This window comes from Allobosea eneae (assembly GCF_042657265.1).
Taxonomy (GTDB): Bacteria; Pseudomonadota; Alphaproteobacteria; order Rhizobiales; family Beijerinckiaceae; genus Allobosea; species Allobosea eneae.
The window spans coordinates 34634-52645 of the sequence record NZ_JBHSLW010000052.1 but is presented as its reverse complement, the minus strand read 5'-3'; the positions used below and the strand labels follow the sequence as shown (position 1 = coordinate 52645).

Here is an 18012-nt window from a genome sequence, read left to right as displayed (position 1 = left end):
GGCCTTTGCCGTTACTCGTCAAGATCGCGAATAGTGAATCCTCGGCACGCACGCTGACTCGGACCCTGCCGATGTTGGCGATCGCCTTCGCGCTCGTGCTCGCGGCGATCCTCGGCGTGATGATCGCCATGGTCCGGGATGCGAATCTGATCGAGGCGGAGCGGCAGCGCGACCGCGTCGAGGCGGCGCTCACGACCCAGGTCCATCTGCGCCGCCTGCGCTTCGAGAACCTTCAGGCGGCCGGCGTACTGACCCCTATCCTCAACAGCGTTCTGCCGAGCGCGACGCTGCAATGGGCCTTCGCCCAGCTGGCCAATCGCTTCCTCGACTTCGACGGGACCTATCTGGTCACGGCATCGGGCCGTGTCCTCGCCGGGGTCGAACAGCGCCAGACCGCCGCACAGACCAACTACGACGCCCTGGTCCGGCTCAGGCCGGACTTGCCCGGCGGCGGCGCCCGGGGCGCGATGCCGGGTATCGAGAACGGACCGGTCAGGGCCGTTCTCGTCTATCATGGCTCCGACACCTTTGGCATCATCTCAGCCGATCTGCGCCGGCCCGAACAGGCCGGTCAGCAGGAAGGTGGTGCCGAGACCGCCGCCTTCATCGTCGGCTATCGCAAACTGGTCCAGTCCCAGCTCGACGAGCTCGGTCAACGCTATCGCGTGCCGCGCCTGGAAATCGTGACCGAGCGGCCGGCCGACCCGTTGCGCCGCCGCGATGTTCCCTCGCCCGACGGCTCGGTCAATGCCTGGCTGAGCTGGACGCCGGAACGCCCGGGCGATGCCATGATCAGCCAGTTTGCTGGAGCGCTCGGCGCGGTCATCGCGCTGTTCATCGCCTTGTTCGCCTACGTCTACCATCGCTTGCGCAGCGCCGCGCAGCAGATCGCCTCGCGAGAGCGGCAGATCCACCGGCTCGCAGCCCAGGACGAGCTCTCCGGCCTACCCAACCGCCGGACCTTCGACCTCCGGCTCGATCAGGAGCTTGCGCAGCTCGGCCGGACCAAGAGCGCGCTCGCCGTGCTGCTGCTCGATCTGGACCGCTTCAAGGCGGTGAACGACACCTATGGCCACAATGCCGGCGACGAGCTGATCCGCCAGGTCGCCAGCCGCCTCACCACGATCCTGCGCCTCGGCGACACCGTCGCCCGCCTCGGCGGCGACGAGTTCGGCATCATCCAGACGCATATGACGGCGCCGAACGCCAGCGCCGCACTCGGTCAGCGCATCCTCGACGCGCTGACCGCGCCCTTCGAGATCGGCGGCGTCGCCGTCACCATCGGCTGCTCGATCGGCATCGCCCATGCGCCGCAGGACGGCGCCGACCGCAGCACGCTGCTGCGCCTGGCCGACACCGCCCTCTACCAGGCCAAGAACGAAGGCCGGAACCGCTATTCCTTCTTCGAGCCGCAGATGAACCGGGCGTTGCAGATGAAGCGCATGGTCGAGGAAGACCTGCGCAACGCCATCGCCAGCGATCAGCTGTTGCTCCACTTCCAGCCGCAGGTCTCGATCGACGGCGCCAGCATTGTCGGCGTCGAGGCCCTGGTGCGCTGGCCGCATCCTGAACACGGGATGATCCCGCCCTCCGAATTCATCAGCATCGCCGAGGAGCGCGGCCTGATCGTGCCGCTCAGCGAATGGGTGCTGCGCCGCGCCTGCGAGCAGGCAAGGCAATGGCCGGGCATCAAGCTCGCGGTCAACGTCTCGCCGATCCAGTTCCGCCACAAGGATTTCGTCGCCAGCGTGATCCGTGTCCTCGAGGAGACCGGCTTCGATGCCGAGCGGCTCGAGCTCGAATTGACCGAGGGCGTCGTCGTCGAGGATGCCGATGCCGCCGAAGCGGCGATGATGGATCTGCGCGCCCATGGCGTCAGCCTGGCGCTCGACGATTTCGGCACCGGCTATTCGAGCCTGATCTATCTGCGCCGCTTCGCCTTCGACAAGATCAAGATCGACCGTTCCTTCCTCGAATACATGGAGGCGACCGGGGAGTCGGCGATCCTCGTCCATTCGGTCGTGCATCTCGGCCGGGCGCTCGGCCTGCGGGTCTGCGCCGAGGGCGTCGAGACTGCCGAGCAGCACCGTTTCCTGCAGGCGATCGGCTGCCACGAACTGCAGGGCTTTCTGTTCTCCAAGGGCGTGCCGCCGGAGGAGATCGACCGGCTGCTGACCCTGGAACGGCCGTTCGAACAGGCGCTCGCAGCCTGAGCGAGAGGCTTAGAAGAAGCTCGCCAGCCAGCTCACCAGCGCATAGGCGAAGCCCGCCGACAGAGCGAGACCGGCGGCGCCGACCACGGCCCCGGCGATGATCAGCAAGCCGTCACGCTCGACCAGGCCGAGCCCGACTAGGCAGACGGCGAGTCCGAGTGGGATCTGGCCGATAAACGGCGCCGCCACGATCAACCCGAGCGCCAGGAACAGCAGCACCGCGCCAAGCACCGGCAAGGCGAAGGGGCCGCCGAGCATGGTCAGTCGCGGCCTCGAGAAGCGTTCGAGCCGGATCAGCGGCGGCAAGGCGCGCTGGACGGCGCGCGCGAGATCCGCTTGGGCGATGCTCCTGTCGAGCAGCCGCTGTGGCAGCCAGGGCGTGGTGCGTGCCATCAGCATCTGCGCCGCGACGAAGGCGAGAACCAGGCCGCAGACCAGCGGGATCGGCGGCGGCATCGGCAGACAGTTCGGCAGGCCGAGCAGCACGACCAGCAGCGCGTAGGCCCGGTCGCGCAGCGCGGCGACGATGTCACGGACGGCGACACGCGGGCCCGGCAGATGAGCGAGCGCGATCAGCAGTCCGGAGGTGCGCAAGGGGGAGGACAAGCAGGCTCGCCAAGCGATGAGCAGGGCCTGCGGCCTAGCATGCCCGGCGGCGGGCCAACAACCCCGCCGACTGCATGCCGGTCAGTGCAAGGTCAGGACGCCGTTCACATTGACGATCTCGGCCGGGCGGATCAGGTGCGAATGCGCCACCGTGACCGAATGTAAGGGACCGTCGAGCTCACGCCGCCAGAAATCGAGGAACCTATGCAGTTCCGGGAAGCGCGGGGCGAGATCGTACTCCTGCCAGACATAGCTCTGGAGGAAGTCGGGGTGATCCGGCATCCGGTAGAGGATTCTGGCGGTCGTCAGCCCGTAACCTGCAAGTTGGCGTAGGAAATCCTGCGAAACCATGACTGATACCCTCCTTGACCCAGGAAGACGATGAGCCGGCTGCCATCAGGCTGCGCCGCGATGGTTAACAAACACTTGCAGGAATTCTGCCAACTGCCACACTCATGACGTGTGTTGGCGCCGTCTGAGTATGCAACGGAAGGGGCGTGGGCGTGGCTTGGGGGGTCGCGAAGCGTTCGGGGTTGCTCGCGCGTGGATTCGGCGCGGCGGTTGCGCTTGCCTCATCGCCCCTGAAAGCCGATCCGGCGCTGATGGAGCGCAGCCCGCTCTCGCTGGCGATCTTCGGCTCGCTCGAGGCCGACGCCAGCAAGACCTACGGCTCCGTCGGGCTGAAATGGGCGTTTGGCAATAGCGGCGGGCTCGATGCCAGCGGCTTCCGCCTCGGCCTGAAATGGGGCGAGAGCGTCGAGCCGGCCCGGCGCAGACCGACGCAGGGGCGCCTCTACAAGACCGAACTCCAGGCGCTGCTCGGCTATGAATGGCGGATCGGCGACAGTTTCCTGTCGTTCGCTGCCGGTCCCGAGATCGAGGCCCAATATAGCGAGACACGCTCCGAGCGCAGCTTCGAGCAGCGCGGCATGGTGCGCTTGCAGGCCGATCTCTGGTCCAAGCCCATCGAAAATTGGTTGGTGCAGGCCAATGCCTATACCGTCCTCGCCGATGGCAACCGCTACTGGGGCCGCCTAGCCGGGGGCTGGCGGCTGACAGGCGAGCTTTATCTCGGCCCCGAGCTCGAAGCCTATCGCGAGCGCGCCTATCACAAGCTGAGGATCGGCCTGCATCTCACCGGCCTGCACCTGTTCGGTCTCGACTGGCGCTTCGCAGGAGGGCTTCAGAAGACGAGCGACGAAAAGTCTGGGGCCTATGTCACGCTGGGGCTACTCTGGAAGCGCTGACGATCAGCCGTGCGGCCCCTGCCCCGTCAACGCCCTGAGCGCTTCCGGCGTATCGATGTCGAGCGCAATGGCGGGGTCGTCGAGCGCGATCTCCTCGACCGCGTCGCCGGCTGCATCGAGCAGGCGGCGCGCGCCTTGATCGCCATCGAGCTTGGCGACCTCCGGAAAGAGCTTGCGCGCCAAAAGCACCGGGTTGCCACGCTGGCCTAGCAGGGTCGGCGCCACGGCGAGCGCATCGGGCCGGTCGGCGAAGGCCTGGGCCAGCCGATCGATCACCCCGGCCGTGACATTCGGCATATCGCCGAGCGAGACGACGACGCCCGGCACCTCCCCCGGCAGCGCTGCGAGCCCGGCCTTGAGCGAGCCGGCAAGTCCTTCGGCGAAGCCAGGGTTGTGCACGAAGCCGACATCGAGCCCGGCGAGCGCGGCCCGGACCTCATCCTGCTGGTGGCCGGTGACGACGAGCACCGGAGCAGCACGTGAGGCGAGTTGCGCCTCGACGGCATGGCGGACCAGCGGCTTGCCACGGACCTCCTGCAACAGCTTGTTGCCGACGCCCATCCGGGTCGACCGGCCCGCGGCCAACACGATGCCGGCGACGGGCGCCGCATCGCCGTGCCCCGGCGCGCGCGGCTGCGGCCGCGAGACGATCTCCATCAAGAGGCCGCCCACACCCATCTTCTGGATCTCGGCCCGCGTCACCGGCACGCCGGCGAGGCTGCGCTGCAGCACCCAGTCGAAGCCGTTCTCCTTGGGCGAACGGGCACAACCCGGCGCACCAATCACGAGCTTGCCGTCCAGCGCACCCAGCATCAGCAGATTGCCGGGATCGACCGGCATGCCGAGATGCTCGACCGTGCCGCCAGCCTCCACCAACGCCTTCGGCACGACATCGCGCCGATCCGTGATGGCGGACGCGCCGAAGACGACGACGAGCTCCGCCGACCCGGCCACCGCTTCGCGGATCGCCTGCGCCAGCGGCGGGCTCTCATGCGGGACGCGGGCGTCGCGCTCGATCGCGGCGCTGCCCGGCTGAAGCCGCTCGCCCAAGGTCCGCAGCGTCTTGTCGACCACGCTGGTCTTCAGGCCCGGCAGAAGGGTCGAGATCACCGCTACCGACTTTAATTTGTACTCGGCGATCGCGATCGGCTTGTCGGCGCCGAGCCGTTCGAGCGCCTCCGAGATGCGTTGCTCCGGCACGGCGTAGGGAATGATCTTGACCGTGCCGACCATCTCGCCTGCGACGACCGGCTTCAGCGCCGGCAAGGTCGCGACCGTGATCGCCTCGTCGACGGCGTTCAGCGCATCGATTACGCTTGCGTCGATCTGCAGCACGCCCGCCGCCGCAGCGAACAGGTTGACCCGGCCGGTGAACGGCGCCTCGGTCACCACCGCCCGGCCGGCCAGCGCCCGCGCCAATTGCTCGGCGGCGGCGTTCTCGTCGATGTCGCCGGTTTCGAGCTGCACCGCGACGATCTCGGTGAGGCCGGCAGCCGCGAGCTTGCGGGCGTCCTCCTCGCCGATCGTCGCGCCCTTGCGCACGATCGCCTCGCCGGCGCGCACGGTATGGGCTGCAACAGCGCCGGCGGCCTCAGCGATGGGGATGGGACCGAACTTCATCAGGCGTAGTCTCTCAAACCGGCTTGCGGCGCGGGCCGCGCAGGGCCTGCACGATCTCGGCGAGAATCGCGAGCGCGATCTCGGCCGGCGAGACCGCGCCGATGTCGAGCCCGATTGGCGCATGGATGCGTTTCACATCAGCCTCGCCGAAACCGGCCGCGGCCAGCCGCTCCAGACGCTTGCCATGCGTCTTCCGGCTGCCGAGCGCGCCGATATAGAAGCAGTTCGAGCGCAGCGCGGCGATCAACGCGGGGTCGTCGATCTTCGGATCATGCGTCAGCGCGACGAAAGCGGTGTATCCGTCAAACGGCACCTTCTGCAGCGCTTCCTCCGGCCATTCAGCCAGCAAGGTCACCTCCGGGAAGCGCTCCTGCGTCGCGAAGGCTGTGCGTGGATCGATGATTGCAACATCAAGATCGAGCAGCTTGGCCATCGGCGCCAGCGCCTGCGAGATATGGACCGCGCCGGTGACGACGATGCGCGGCGGCGGCGCCTGCACGGTCAGGAAATAGGCCTTGCCGTCGACCTCGACAGTGCCGCTCTTGCCGCTGCGCAACTGCTTGTCGAGCGCCTCCGCCATCTCATCGCCGGCAAGATCGGCCTCCTTGACCAGCCGCTGCTCGCCTGTCGCAAGATCAGTCACCAGCACCGTCGCGCGTCGCGCGGCGCGCTCGGCATTGAGCGTGGAGAGAAGCTGGATATCCACGGCGTCAACCCTTGTCGGTGGCGAGCTTGAGGCCGAGCCCGATCATCAGCGAGCCGCCGAGCCAGCGCCCGAGTGCGAAGCCGGCGCGGCTCGCCTTCATCGTCTTCATCACCAGGCTGGCGCCGAGCACGGTGACGAGATCGGCCGAGGAGAAGGCGAAGTTGACGATGGTGCCGAGGATCAGGAACTGCGCCCAGACCGGCAGCGCCGCCGTGGGATCGACGAACTGCGGCAGGAGCGCGATGAAGAACAGCGCGACCTTCGGGTTCAGCACCTCGACGATGAAGGAATCGACCAAAGCGCGCCGGACCGTCTTGGCCGGCGCTACGGCCTGCATCTCCCCACCCAGTTTGGAGCGAATCATGCCGATGCCGAGCCAGACCAGATAGAGCGCGCCGACGATCTTCACCGCGAGATAGAGCTCGGGCACGTGCTTGAACACGGCCGAGAGCCCGAAGGCCGCAGCGACGACATGGACGTAGCAGCCGAGATGGATGCCGAGCATCGCCATCAGCCCGGCCTTGCGGCCATGGGCAATGGTCTGCGCCGCCGTATAGAGCAGCGCCGGACCAGGAAAATAGGCGATCAGCAGCGTCACCGTCGCGAAGGCGAGGAGCGTTTCCCAGGAGGGCATCGACAGGCTCCCTTAAGCCCGGACCGGCTCGACATAGACCTTGATCCGGCCGCCGCAGGAGAGGCCGACCTGCCAGGCCGTCTCGTCGGCGACGCCGAATTCGAGCGTGCGCGGCTTGCCGTCGGCAATAACGTCGCCGGCTTCCGCGACGACCGCGCCCTCGACGCAGCCGCCCGAGACCGAGCCGAGGAAGTTGCCCTCGCCATCGATGACGAGATGCGAGCCGACCGGGCGCGGGGCCGAGCCCCAGGTCTCGACCACGGTGGCGAGCGCGACGCCGCGGCCAGACTTGGCCCAGGCCTCGGCGGTGGCGAGAATGTCGGTATCGGTGCTGATCATGGCGCGACCTCGTGAAACGAGCGGATGGCCGCTTCCGTCATTGCGAGCGCAGCGAAGCAATCCAGGAGCGGCCGAGCTCTACGACTCCTGGATTCCTTCGTCGCTATGCTCCTCGCAATGACGTTGGAGCCATCGACAAAACAGATCATGCCTCAACCCGCCTTCTTCAACCACTGGCGCGGATCGTTGATCTGCCGTGCGTCGGAGGACAGCGCGGCGCAGAGATCGGCCATCGCGGCGAGATTATGGATCGGCCGGAACTGGTCGACATGCGGCAGCATTGCCCGGATTCCGCTGGCCCGCGCCTCGAAGGCGTCGTAGCGCAACAGCGGGTTGAGCCAGGTCAGCTGCCGGCAGGAGCGATGCAGACGGTCCATCTCGAACGAAAGGTCAGGGCCGAGATGCCGCTCCAGCCCGTCGGTGAAGAGCAGCACCACCGCCCCGCCCGTGAGCACGCGGCGCGACCAGACCCGGTTGAAGGCGTGCAGCGCCGAGGCGATGCGCGTGCCGCCCTCCCAGTCCGGCGCCGCCTTGCCGGCGAGCGCCAGCGCCTCGTCCGGGTCGCGGGCGCGCAAGCTGCGCGTGACATTGGTCAATCGCGTGCCGAAGACGAAGGAATGCACGCGCCGGCGCTGCTCGGTGATGGCGTGCAGGAAATGCAGGAAGATGCGCGAATACTCCGCCATCGAGCCGGAGATGTCGACGAGCGCGACAACCGGTGGATGGATCTCGGCGCGCTCGCGGAAGGCGAGATCGATCGAGGCGCCGCCGCCTCTGAGCGAGCGACGGAAGGTGCGGCGCGGATCGATCCGCGCGCCCGCATGCGCCGCCTGGAAGCGCCGCGTCGGCACGGCGTCATCGGGCAGCCTGAGCTCGGCGATGAGCTGCCGCGCCTTGGCGATCTCGGCCGCGCTCATCTGAGCGAAGTCGCGCGATTTCAGCGTCTCGCGCTCGGAGACGGTGAGCCGCGCGCTGAGCTCGGTCAATTCGACCGGCGGCTCCTCCTCACGCGGCGGCGGGGTGAAGGCCCCGGCGACGCGCAAGGCTCCCGCCTCGGGTTTCTGCGGTTCGCTGTCGACCCGCGGCGTCACCGGCGACATCTGCGCCATCAATTTCTCGATCAGCCCGCGCCGGCGCCAGAACAGCCGGAACGCCTGATCGTAGACCACCGAATCCTCGTGCTTCTTCACGAAGATCGCATGCAGCGCCCAGTACACGTCCTCTCGCCCGCCGAGCGCGCCGTCCGCCAGCGCCTCGACCGCCTCGACGACGGCGCCCGGCCCGACGCGCAGGCCGGCGCCCCGCAAAGCGCGGGCGAAATAGGCGACGTTCTCGGGGAGTTTGCCGCTCAAGCGGCCGTCTCGGTCATGAAAACCTTCTGGGCCACGACCCATTTGCCATCGACTTTCAGGAAGGACAGAAGGTCGGTGAAATAGCGCGGTGGCATCTGGCACTTGACCTTGACCAGCGCCATGGACGGCCCGACCAGGTCGATCGCGAGGATATGGTCGCCGCGCTCCAGCCCGGACTCCCTCGGCGATTTGCGGCCGCGCACCGCTTCGAACCACTGCTCGCGCGGCACGACCTTGAGCTCGCCGTCGAGCGATTGGGTGAGCGCGCTGGTCGGATGAAAGACCGAGGCGAGCTTGTCGACATCGCCCTCGTACAGCCCGTCGAGATAGGTCCAGGTCGCGGCCTCGATCGCCTTGATGTCGTCGTTCATCGCTTGCTCCCGCTGCACATCATGGTCGGCCTTGAGCCGACCATCTCGGAAACCAGTGTTCTCTCGTCATGAGATTCTTGGGTCTGCGCGGAGTTTATCCTTGGGCCGGCCAAAGGCCGGATCCGAGGGCTGCACCCGAGAATGACGGCGAAAACTCATCCCCGCGCCGCCTGCTTGGCCTGGTCGAGCAGTTCGCCGACCTTCGAGCCCTGCATCGCCTGGATGTCGTCCTGATACTTCAGCAGCGCCCCGAGCGTGTCGGAGACGATGGCCGGATCGAGCGCCACCGCATCGAGCTCGACCAGCGCGCTGGCCCAGTCCAGCGTCTCGGCGACGCCCGGCGCCTTGAACAATTCCTCCTTGCGGATCGCCTGCACGAAGGACACGACCTGCTTGGCGAGCTTGGCGGGAGCGCCCGGCGCCTTCGCCTTCAGGATGGCGAGTTCGCGCGCAGCGTCGGGATAGCCGACCCAGTGATAAAGGCAGCGGCGTTTCAGCGCGTCATGGATCTCGCGGGTGCGGTTCGAGGTGAGGATCACGATCGGCGGCTCGGCAGCCTTGATCGTGCCAAGCTCGGGGATCGTGACCTGCGCATCGGCCAGCACTTCGAGCAGGAAGGCCTCGAAGGCCTCGTCGGTGCGGTCGAGCTCGTCGATCAGCAGGATCGGCGCGCCGCCCTCCTGCGGCTCCAGCGCCTGCAGCAGCGGGCGCTTGACCAGATAGCGCTCGGAGAACAGGTCGCTCTCCAGCTGCGCACGATTCCCCGCGACGCCGCCGGCCTCGGCGAGACGGATCGCCATCATCTGGCCGGCATAGTTCCACTCGTAGACGGCCGAGGCGAGGTCGAGCCCCTCATAGCATTGCAGGCGGATCAGCCGGCGCCCGAGCGCGGCGGACAGCACCTTGGCGATCTCGGTCTTGCCGGTACCGGCTTCCCCCTCGAGCAAGAGCGGGCGCTTCATCCTGAGCGCCAGGAAGAGCACGGTCGCCAGCGCCCTGTCGGAGACATAGCCCTGCGATTGCAGCAGGGAGAGCGTGGCGTCGATCGAGGTCGGAAGGCGCGATGAGGTCAGCATGGACAAGGTCTAGCGCGGCGCGGGAGGTGACGGAAGCCGCGCTGGCGCAGGGCGAGCGCCGCAATATGCAGGAGATCGGGCTCTACACGTTGAAGGACGGCAAGATCGTCGAGGAGCGGTTCTTTTGTTGAAGAAGCGCTCCATCCCGTTCCGTGTCATCCCGGACAAGCCGCGTCAGCGGCGCCGATCCGGGATCGATGCCGGAACCGTTCAGGAATGGCTCCCGGCTCTCCGCTTCGCTACGGCCGGGATGACCAGGCCATGTTGGGTCGGCTCAAGCCTTCCCAGTCGCCTGCGCCACCGCCTGCTTCGCCATCACGCCGATCAGATGGGCGCGGTATTCGGCATCGGCATGGATGTCGCCATTGATGCCCTTGGCGGTGTGCTTGAGCCCGTCGAGCGATTTCACCGCAAAGCGCGCCTTCAGCGCCGCTTCTGCTTCCGGCCAGCGGAAGACACCGCCCTCGCCCGCGCCGATGATGGCGACAGCGACCTCGCTGCCGCGCTTGGCGACGAAGACGCCGACCAGCGCATAGCGCGAGGCCGGATTGCGGAACTTGGCATAACCCGCCTTGGACGCGACCGGGAACGAGACCTTGACGATGATCTCGCCCTCGTCCAGCGCCGTCTCGTAGAGACCGGTGAAGAACTCGTCAGCCGGCAGCTTGCGCTTGTTGGTCACCACCGTCGCGCCGAGCGCCAGCAACGCCGCCGGATAGTCGGCCGCCGGGTCGTTGTTGGCGACCGAGCCGCCGATCGTGCCGCGATGGCGCACATGCGGATCGCCGATATGGCTGGCGAGATAGGCCAGCGCCGGAATCGCCTGCTGCACCTCGGGGGACGATGCGACCTCGGCATGGGTCGTCATCGCGCCGATGACGAGGTTGCGGCCCTTGCGGGCCATGCCCTTGAGGTCGGCGCAGGAGGAGAGATCGACCAGCGCGCCGGGCGAGGCCAGGCGCTGCTTCATCGTCGGCAGCAGCGTGTGGCCGCCGGCGAGCAGCTTGGCGTCCTCCTTCTTGGCGAGGAGGCTGGCGGCCTGTCGCGCGGTCGCCGGGCGGTGATAGGTGAAGGCGTACATGGTCTCGTCCTTTCAGATCACTCGGCAGCCATGCGGCTGAGCGTTTTCTGCGCGGCGCGCCAGACGGCCTGCGGCGTCGCCGGCATGGCGATGTCCTCATGGCCGAGCGCGTCGGTGATGGCGTTGATGACCGCGGGTGGCGAGGCGATGGCGCCGGCCTCGCCGCACCCCTTGATGCCCAGCGGATTCGACGGGCATGGCGTGACGGTCATGCCGACCTCGAAGGACGGCAGGTCGTCGGCGCGCGGCATGCAGTAATCCATGAAGCTCGCGGTCACGAGCTGGCCGTCGGCATTGTAGCGGGCGCCTTCGAGCAGCGCCTGGCCGACGCCCTGCGCGATGCCGCCATGGACCTGGCCCTCGACGATCATCGGGTTGATGACGTTGCCGAAATCGTCGACCGCGGCCCAGCGCTCGATCCGGGTCACGCCCGTGTCGGGATCGATCTCGAGCTCGCAGATATGGACGCCGGCCGGGAAGGTGAAGTTGGTCGGATCGTAGAACGCCCCCTCCTTCAGGCCCGGTTCGAGGTCCTGGCCGTTGAACTTGTGCGCGACATAGGCCTGCAGCGCGCAGGAGCCGAAATCGAGCTTGCGGTCGGTGCCCTTGACGGTGAAGTTGCCGTCCTTGAAGTCGATATCGGCCTCGTCCGCCTCCAGCACATAGGCCGCGACCTTCTTGCCCTTGACGATCACCTTGTCGATCGCCTTGAAGATGGCGGACATGCCGACCGCGCCCGAGCGCGAACCATAGGTGCCCATGCCCATCTGCACCTTGTCGGTGTCGCCATGGACGATCGAGACATTCTCGAGGGGCACGCCGAGCCGGTCGGAGACGAGCTGGGCGAAGGTGGTCTCATGGCCCTGCCCGTGGCTGTGCGAGCCGGTCAGCACCTCGATCGTGCCGATCGGATTGACCCGAACCTCGGCCGATTCCCATAGGCCCACGCCCGCGCCGAGCGAGCCGACCGCAGCCGAGGGCGCGATGCCGCAGGCCTCGATATAGGCGGATAAGCCGATGCCGCGCAGCTTGCCATTGCGGGCCGAGTCGCGGCGGCGCTTCGGAAAGCCCTTGTAGTCGATGATCTCCATCGCCTTCTTCAGCGAGGCCCCGTAATTGCCGGTGTCGTACATCATGATCACCGGCGTCTGGTGCGGGAACTTCCTGATGAAGTTCTGCGTGCGGAACTTGGCCGGGTCCTTGCCGAGCTGGCGCGCCGCGACCTCGACCAGCCGCTCGACCACGAAGGTCGCCTCCGGCCGCCCTGCCCCGCGATAGGCATCGACCGGGGCGGTGTTGGTGTAGACCGCGTCGACCTCGCAATAGATCGCCGGGATGTCGTACTGGCCGGACAAAAGCGGCGCGTAGAGATAGGTCGGCACCGACGACGAGAAGGTCGAGAGATAGGCGCCGAGATTGGCGGTGGTGTGCACCCGCATCGCCAGCATCTTGCCGTCGGCGTCCATGGCGAGCTCGGCATGGGTGACATGGTCGCGACCATGGGCGTCGGAGAGGAAGGCCTCGGTCCGGTCAGAGGTCCACTTCACCGGCCGGCCGACCTTCTTCGCCGCCCAGACGCAGACCGTCTCTTCGGCATAGATGAAGATTTTCGAGCCGAAGCCGCCGCCGACATCCGGCGCGATAACCCGAAGCTTGTTCTCAGGTGCGATGCCGATGAAGGCCGAGAGCACCAGCCGCGCCACATGCGGGTTCTGGCTGGTGGTGTAGAGCGTGAAGGCGCCCTCGCCCTGGTCGTAATCGCCGACCGCGGCGCGCGGCTCCATCGGGTTCGGCACCAGCCGGTTGTTGACGATGTCGAGCTTGGTGACGCGCTTGGCCGCCTTGAAGGCCGCGTCGGTCGCAGCCTTGTCGCCGAGATGCCAGTTGAAGACAGTGTTGTCCGGCGCCTCGGCATGAACTTGCGTCTTGGCCTTGGCCGCGGTTGCGGTATCGACCACCGCCGGCAGCACGCCATAGTCGACGACGATCGCCTCCGCCGCGTCACGCGCCTGCGCCAGCGTCTCGGCCACCACCACCGCGACATGGTCTCCGACATAGCGGACCTTGCCCTGGGCGAGCGCCGGATGCGGGCCTGCCCGCATCGGCGAGCCGTCCTTGTTGTGGATCATCCAGCCGCAGATCAGCCCGCCGACCTTGTCGGCGGCGAGATCGTCGCCGGTGAAGATCCCGAGCACGCCCGGCATCGCAGCGGCGGCCTTCGTGTCGATCTTGTCCAGCGTCGCGTGCGCATGCGGCGAACGCAGGAAATAGGCATGGGCCTGGCCGGGCCGGTTGATGTCGTCGGTGTAGCGGCCCTGGCCGGTGATGAAGCGGTGGTCTTCCTTGCGGCGGACGGGAGCGCCGATTCCGGTGGCGGACATGGATTCCTCCTGGCGTGACGCCTCTTGAGCGGGCGTTGAAGCAACTATGGCTGGATCACATCGGCGAGGGCCGCATCACGGCGCGGCCCAAGACGGCGCTTACTCGGCGGCCTGCCGCGGCGGCTCACGGTCCCTGGTCGAGCCACCCGCCATTGCCTCGGCGCCGGCGGCGATCGCCTTGACGATGTTGTGGTAGCCGGTGCAGCGGCAGATATTGCCGTCGAGGTCCTCGCGGATCGTCTTCTCGTCGAGGCTGTTGCCGCGGCGATTCACGATATCGACCGCCGCCATGATCATGCCTGGCGTGCAGAAGCCGCATTGCAGGCCGTGATGCTCGCGGAAAGCCTCCTGCATCGGATGCAGCGCCCCGCCATTGGCCAGCCCCTCGATCGTCGTCACCTGGGCGCCCTCGCAGGACAGCGCCAGCGTGGTGCAGGCCTTCACCGCCTTGCCGTCGAGATGGACAACGCAGGCGCCGCACTGGCTGGTGTCGCAGCCGACATGGGTGCCGGTCAGTCGTAGATTTTCGCGCAGGAACTGCACCAGAAGGGTGCGTGGATCGACATTCGCGGTGACGGCCTTGCCGTTCACCGTCATGGACAGATTGGCCATGGGGCACTCCTCCGAAAGCCTGTTTTCTGCACGGCCCGCGACATCCCGAAGGCCGCACGATCCACTCGCAGGCCCGTCACGAGCCAGCGGAGAATTTCCTTGGAACAACTTCAAAAAGCAGTGTGGACCCGGGATTTTCCGCGGTCAAGCGGGTGGCCATCCCGCAACGGGGCTCGTTTGGCGGCGTTTTTATATGGTTTTGAACACCGGCATGGGAAGGCGACGTTCGGCAGCTCGCAACCGGCGAGCGAACTCTTTGCGGAATCTTAACCACACATCTGCAACATCGCTGGTCGGAATGACGATCTCCGATCGTCCCGCTCACGGATGGCGCGGTTGGCCTCGATCCTCGAACACGTCCAGCGTCGCCTTACGGCGATCGGCTATGACGAGCGTCAGCGCAAGCGCCTGCGCCGCTATCGCGCCATCGTCGAACGCGTCATCGTCGAGGTGGTCGAGCAGGATTTCGCCCGCGCCTTCGCCATCCACCCGCTGCTGAAGCCGGCCGTCGAGCCGGTCGCGGCCGAGCTCTATGCCGCCGAGGCCGATCATTTCCGCCTGCTCTTCGACGGTGATTTCGACCAGCGCTATTGCGATTCGCTGGAACGCCTCACCGGGCTCGAACGGCACGGCCAGGTCGGCGCCCGCGCCCGCGCCTCGATCGCGTTCACGCTGTTCCGGATCTTCCTGGAGGAGAGCCGTACGCGGCTGGTTCTCTCCCGGCGCGACATCCCGCATGATCTCTTCATCATCGAGCGGGTGCTGACCTACGACGTCAACACCGCCATGTCGCTCGACCGCGAGTTCGAGGCGGCGGAGGCCCGCCGGCGCGGCGTCGCGCTCGACGAGGTCGCCGCGACGCTGACCTCGCGGATCGGCCAGCTCGACGGCGCGATCAGCAAGGCGGTCGATCTCTTCGTCGAAACCGCCGGCGAGACCTCGGCTGCCAGCAGCTTCATCAAGGACCAGGTCGGCTCGGTCACCCAGAGCTCGCTGCTCGTCCGCGAGAAGGCGATGCAGACCGCGGCCGCGACCGAGGAGATGTCGGCCAACATCGCCGAGATCGGCCAGCGCGCCCGCCAGAGCCTCGAGATCGCCAACCGCGCCGTCACCGACGCGCAGGCGATGGACGAGGCGATCACCCGCCTGCGCCATGTCACCAGCAGCATCGGCACGGTGGTCGGCATGATTGCCGACATCGCAGCGCAGACCAATCTGCTCGCGCTCAACGCCACCATCGAGGCGGCCCGCGCCGGCGAATCCGGCCGGGGCTTCGCCGTGGTGGCGGCCGAGGTGAAGTCGCTGGCGACGCAGACCGCCTCGGCGACGCAGGAGATCGCGGCCCAGATCGCCGAACTCTCGGCCAGCGCCGAGGCCTGCGGCGTGCGCGCCGCCTCGATCGGCGCGACGATCGGCGAGATCAAGGCGGATTCGGAGGCGATCTCGGACGCGGTCGCCCAGCAGAGCAGCGTCACCGGCGGCATCGCCCGGCACGCGGCCGAGGTCGCGCACGGTTCGGACGAGGCGATCGGCAGCGCGACCCGCGTCAACGACAGCCTCGGCACGACCGAGAAGGCGCTGGAGCGCGCCAATGCGGCGGCGGCCGACATCGCATTGCAGGTCGGCGCGGCGGAAGCGACCGTCAGCGAGGCGCTCGCGGCGCTGCGGCGGGCGTCGTGAGCCTCAGCCCTCGCTGACCGCCTTGGCGAAATTGGCGAAGAACTCGTCGGCCAGCTTCTTCGAGACCGAATCGATCAGGCGCGAGCCGAGCTGCATCAGCTTGCCGCCGACCTGGGCCTCGACCTCGTAGCGCAGCAGGGTCTGCCCGCCCTCGGCATCCTCGAGCATGACCTTGGCGCCGCCCTTGGCGAAGCCGGCAATGCCGCCCTCGCCCTCGCCGACGATGCGATAGCCGTTCGGCGGGTCGAGGTCCTGCAATTCGACCTTGCCCTTGAACGTCGCCTTCACCGGGCCGAGCTTGACCTTCACCACCGCCGAGAAATGCGTGTCGTCATCCTTGGTGAGCTGCTCGCAGCCGGGGATGCAGGCCTTCAGCACCTCGGCGTCGTTGAGCTTTGCCCAGACCACCTGCTTGGCTGCGGGCAGCGTCGCCTCACCGGTCATCGTCATCGCCATGGGCTTGCTCCTCACCGTGCTCCGAGGTCCGCAGGTTGCAGGCCGGCCCGCCTCGGGTCTATCCAAGTCTGCACAATCCATGGCCGGAAAGCACCGGCGCGCACAAGGGGACGAAACTCGGATGTGGATTGCACCGACCGCTCCGCACCAAGGCGCGCCCGGATATGGCTGAGGGCAGCCTCTATGGCGAACTTTTCGCCGATCGTGAAATGGCGGCGGTCCTCGACGACCGCGCCGCGCTGCAGGGCATGCTTGATTTCGAGATGGCGCTCGCCCGCGCCGAGGCGGAGACCGGCGTCATTCCCGCCGCGGCAGCCGACATCATCGCCGCCCACTGCAAGGCGGAACTCTACGACATCGCCGCGATCGGCAAGGCCGCGACGCTGGCCGGCAATCCCGCGATTCCGCTGGTCAAGGCGCTGACGGCCCGCGTCGCCGCTGCCGATGCCGAGGCGAGCAAATGGGTGCATTACGGCGCGACCAGCCAGGACGTGATCGATTCCGGCCAGGCCCAGCAATATCGCACCGCGCAGGACCTGATCCTCGCCCGCTCTGCCCGCCTCGCCCACGCGCTGGCCGAGCTGGTCCGGGAACACCGCCGCACACCGATGATCGGCCGAACTTTTCTCCAGCATGCCGTCCCGATCTCCTTCGGTCTCAAGGCGGCGAACTGGCTGAGCCCGATCGTTTCCTTTCATGACGACTTCATGATCGGGGGAGAATCCGCTCATCAGCTCGGCGGTGCCGCCGGCAGCCTCGCCTCGCTCGGCGACAAGGCCGATGCGGTCTCGGAAGCCTTCGCCCGCATCATGCCCTCGATCGGCGCCGTGCGCGTGCCCTGGCACACCCAGCGCCGGCGCCCGGCCCGGATCGCGACCGAGCTCGGCCTGCTGCTGGGCCATCTCGGCAAGATGGCCGGGGACATTGCGCTGATGGCGCAGACCGAGATCGGCGAGCTCGCCGAGCCGGAAGCGCCGGGCAAGGGCGGCTCCTCGGCCATGCCGCACAAGCGCAACCCGGTGCTGTGCACGCTGATCCTGACGGCTGCGAAGCGCGCGCCGGGGCTGGTCGCAACCATGCTCGCGGCGATGCCGCAGGAGCACGAGCGCGCCATGGGCGGCTGGCATGCCGAATGGCCGACCTTGCGCGAGCTCTTCCTGATCGCCGGCAGCGCGCTCAACCATGCGGTCGCGCTGGCCGAGGGGCTGCAGGTCTTCCCGGAGCAGATGCAGTACAATCTCGACCTCACCAACGGACTGGTCATGGCCGAGCGTGTCTCGCTCGCGCTGGCGCAGACGATCGGCCGCGGCGAGGCGCATCATTTGCTCGAGGAGGCCAGCCGCGACTGCATCGCCAGCGGCCGCCATCTCAGGGACGTCCTGGCCGAGCATCCAAAGCTGGCCGGCAGGCTCAGCGGCGAGGAACTGGACGATCTGTTCGATCCGACGACCTATCGCGGCGCGACCGACGCGATCATCGACCGCATCCTCGTCCTCTACGAGGAGGAGCGGGAGTACATGAGCGGCAGCGGCTGAACGAGATTGGGGCGCTCCCCGTCATTGCGAGGAGCGCAACGACGAAGCAAACCAGGGAGCGTCGAGCTCGACAGCCCTGGATGGCTTCGCTGACGCTTGCAAT

The 18012-nt window shown here is 67.5% G+C and carries 18 protein-coding genes; 5 read left to right on the top strand and 13 right to left on the bottom strand.

The genetic code is table 11. The annotated features are described in order from the left end of the window. Positions 1 to 71: 71 nt before the first annotated feature. Complete coding sequence (locus tag ACFPOB_RS24890) at positions 72 to 2213, top strand: putative bifunctional diguanylate cyclase/phosphodiesterase (RefSeq protein WP_377801032.1); 2142 nt, start codon at positions 72 to 74, stop codon at positions 2211 to 2213. A 9-nt stretch (positions 2214 to 2222) separates the two neighbouring features. Here the strand turns inward: ACFPOB_RS24890 and ACFPOB_RS24885 are convergent, their stop codons facing one another. Beyond that, positions 2223 to 2819, bottom strand: coding sequence for an exopolysaccharide biosynthesis protein (locus ACFPOB_RS24885; protein ID WP_377801031.1), 597 nt, complete (start codon positions 2817 to 2819; stop codon positions 2223 to 2225). Between the two features lie 81 nt (positions 2820 to 2900). Continuing rightward, a complete protein-coding gene (locus ACFPOB_RS24880) occupies positions 2901 to 3170 on the bottom strand; it encodes an usg protein (RefSeq protein WP_377801030.1) in 270 nt (89 codons plus the stop codon). Between the two features lie 152 nt (positions 3171 to 3322). Between ACFPOB_RS24880 and bcsS the strand changes: the two genes are divergently transcribed. After that, positions 3323 to 4066, top strand: a complete 744-nt coding sequence (bcsS, locus tag ACFPOB_RS24875) for a cellulose biosynthesis protein BcsS (protein ID WP_377801029.1) — start codon at positions 3323 to 3325, stop codon at positions 4064 to 4066. A 3-nt stretch (positions 4067 to 4069) separates the two neighbouring features. Here the strand turns inward: bcsS and ACFPOB_RS24870 are convergent, their stop codons facing one another. From ACFPOB_RS24870 to ACFPOB_RS24840, 7 genes are all read right to left on the bottom strand, one after another. Continuing rightward, complete coding sequence (locus ACFPOB_RS24870; protein ID WP_377801028.1) at positions 4070 to 5686, bottom strand: NTP transferase domain-containing protein; 1617 nt, start codon at positions 5684 to 5686, stop codon at positions 4070 to 4072. Positions 5687 to 5699: 13 nt separating this feature from the next. Further along, positions 5700 to 6392: an XdhC family protein gene (locus tag ACFPOB_RS24865; RefSeq protein WP_377801027.1), complete on the bottom strand. Its 693-nt coding sequence runs from the start codon at positions 6390 to 6392 to the stop codon at positions 5700 to 5702. A gap of 4 nt (positions 6393 to 6396) precedes the next feature. Next, complete coding sequence (locus ACFPOB_RS24860; protein ID WP_377801026.1) at positions 6397 to 7026, bottom strand: LysE family translocator; 630 nt, start codon at positions 7024 to 7026, stop codon at positions 6397 to 6399. A 12-nt stretch (positions 7027 to 7038) separates the two neighbouring features. Next, on the bottom strand, positions 7039 to 7365 hold the full coding sequence (locus ACFPOB_RS24855) for an XdhC family protein (RefSeq protein ID WP_377801025.1): 327 nt from the start codon (positions 7363 to 7365) through the stop codon (positions 7039 to 7041). A gap of 152 nt (positions 7366 to 7517) precedes the next feature. Continuing rightward, entirely contained in the window at positions 7518 to 8717 is a 1200-nt protein-coding gene (locus ACFPOB_RS24850; RefSeq protein ID WP_377801024.1) for a vWA domain-containing protein, read from the bottom strand. Then, on the bottom strand, positions 8714 to 9088 hold the full coding sequence (locus tag ACFPOB_RS24845) for a nuclear transport factor 2 family protein (protein WP_377801023.1): 375 nt from the start codon (positions 9086 to 9088) through the stop codon (positions 8714 to 8716). Before ACFPOB_RS24845 ends, ACFPOB_RS24850 begins: the two co-directional genes overlap by 4 nt. A gap of 155 nt (positions 9089 to 9243) precedes the next feature. Next, a complete protein-coding gene (locus ACFPOB_RS24840) occupies positions 9244 to 10164 on the bottom strand; it encodes an AAA family ATPase (RefSeq protein ID WP_377801022.1) in 921 nt (306 codons plus the stop codon). Positions 10165 to 10190: 26 nt separating this feature from the next. Between ACFPOB_RS24840 and ACFPOB_RS24835 the strand changes: the two genes are divergently transcribed. Beyond that, a complete protein-coding gene (locus tag ACFPOB_RS24835; RefSeq protein WP_377801021.1) occupies positions 10191 to 10295 on the top strand; it encodes a SnoaL-like domain-containing protein in 105 nt (34 codons plus the stop codon). 143 nt (positions 10296 to 10438) lie between these two features. Here ACFPOB_RS24835 and ACFPOB_RS24830 read toward each other — a convergent pair whose 3' ends face one another. The 3 genes from ACFPOB_RS24830 to ACFPOB_RS24820 all read right to left on the bottom strand — a co-directional run bounded on the left by ACFPOB_RS24830 (position 10439) and on the right by ACFPOB_RS24820 (position 14238). Next, a complete protein-coding gene (locus tag ACFPOB_RS24830; protein WP_377801020.1) occupies positions 10439 to 11245 on the bottom strand; it encodes an FAD binding domain-containing protein in 807 nt (268 codons plus the stop codon). Positions 11246 to 11262: 17 nt separating this feature from the next. After that, on the bottom strand, positions 11263 to 13626 hold the full coding sequence (locus ACFPOB_RS24825) for a xanthine dehydrogenase family protein molybdopterin-binding subunit (protein WP_377801019.1): 2364 nt from the start codon (positions 13624 to 13626) through the stop codon (positions 11263 to 11265). A gap of 99 nt (positions 13627 to 13725) precedes the next feature. Then, complete coding sequence (locus ACFPOB_RS24820) at positions 13726 to 14238, bottom strand: (2Fe-2S)-binding protein (RefSeq protein WP_377801018.1); 513 nt, start codon at positions 14236 to 14238, stop codon at positions 13726 to 13728. Between the two features lie 336 nt (positions 14239 to 14574). Here ACFPOB_RS24820 and ACFPOB_RS24815 point away from each other — a divergent pair, with 336 nt between their 5' ends. After that, on the top strand, positions 14575 to 15918 hold the full coding sequence (locus ACFPOB_RS24815) for a methyl-accepting chemotaxis protein (protein WP_377801017.1): 1344 nt from the start codon (positions 14575 to 14577) through the stop codon (positions 15916 to 15918). A 3-nt stretch (positions 15919 to 15921) separates the two neighbouring features. Here ACFPOB_RS24815 and ACFPOB_RS24810 read toward each other — a convergent pair whose 3' ends face one another. Next, on the bottom strand, positions 15922 to 16374 hold the full coding sequence (locus ACFPOB_RS24810; protein ID WP_377801016.1) for an SRPBCC family protein: 453 nt from the start codon (positions 16372 to 16374) through the stop codon (positions 15922 to 15924). Between the two features lie 164 nt (positions 16375 to 16538). On the opposite strand from ACFPOB_RS24810, the gene pcaB reads away from it, so the two are divergent. Then, entirely contained in the window at positions 16539 to 17909 is a 1371-nt protein-coding gene (pcaB, locus tag ACFPOB_RS24805) for a 3-carboxy-cis,cis-muconate cycloisomerase (protein WP_377801015.1), read from the top strand. Positions 17910 to 18012 lie beyond the last annotated feature (103 nt).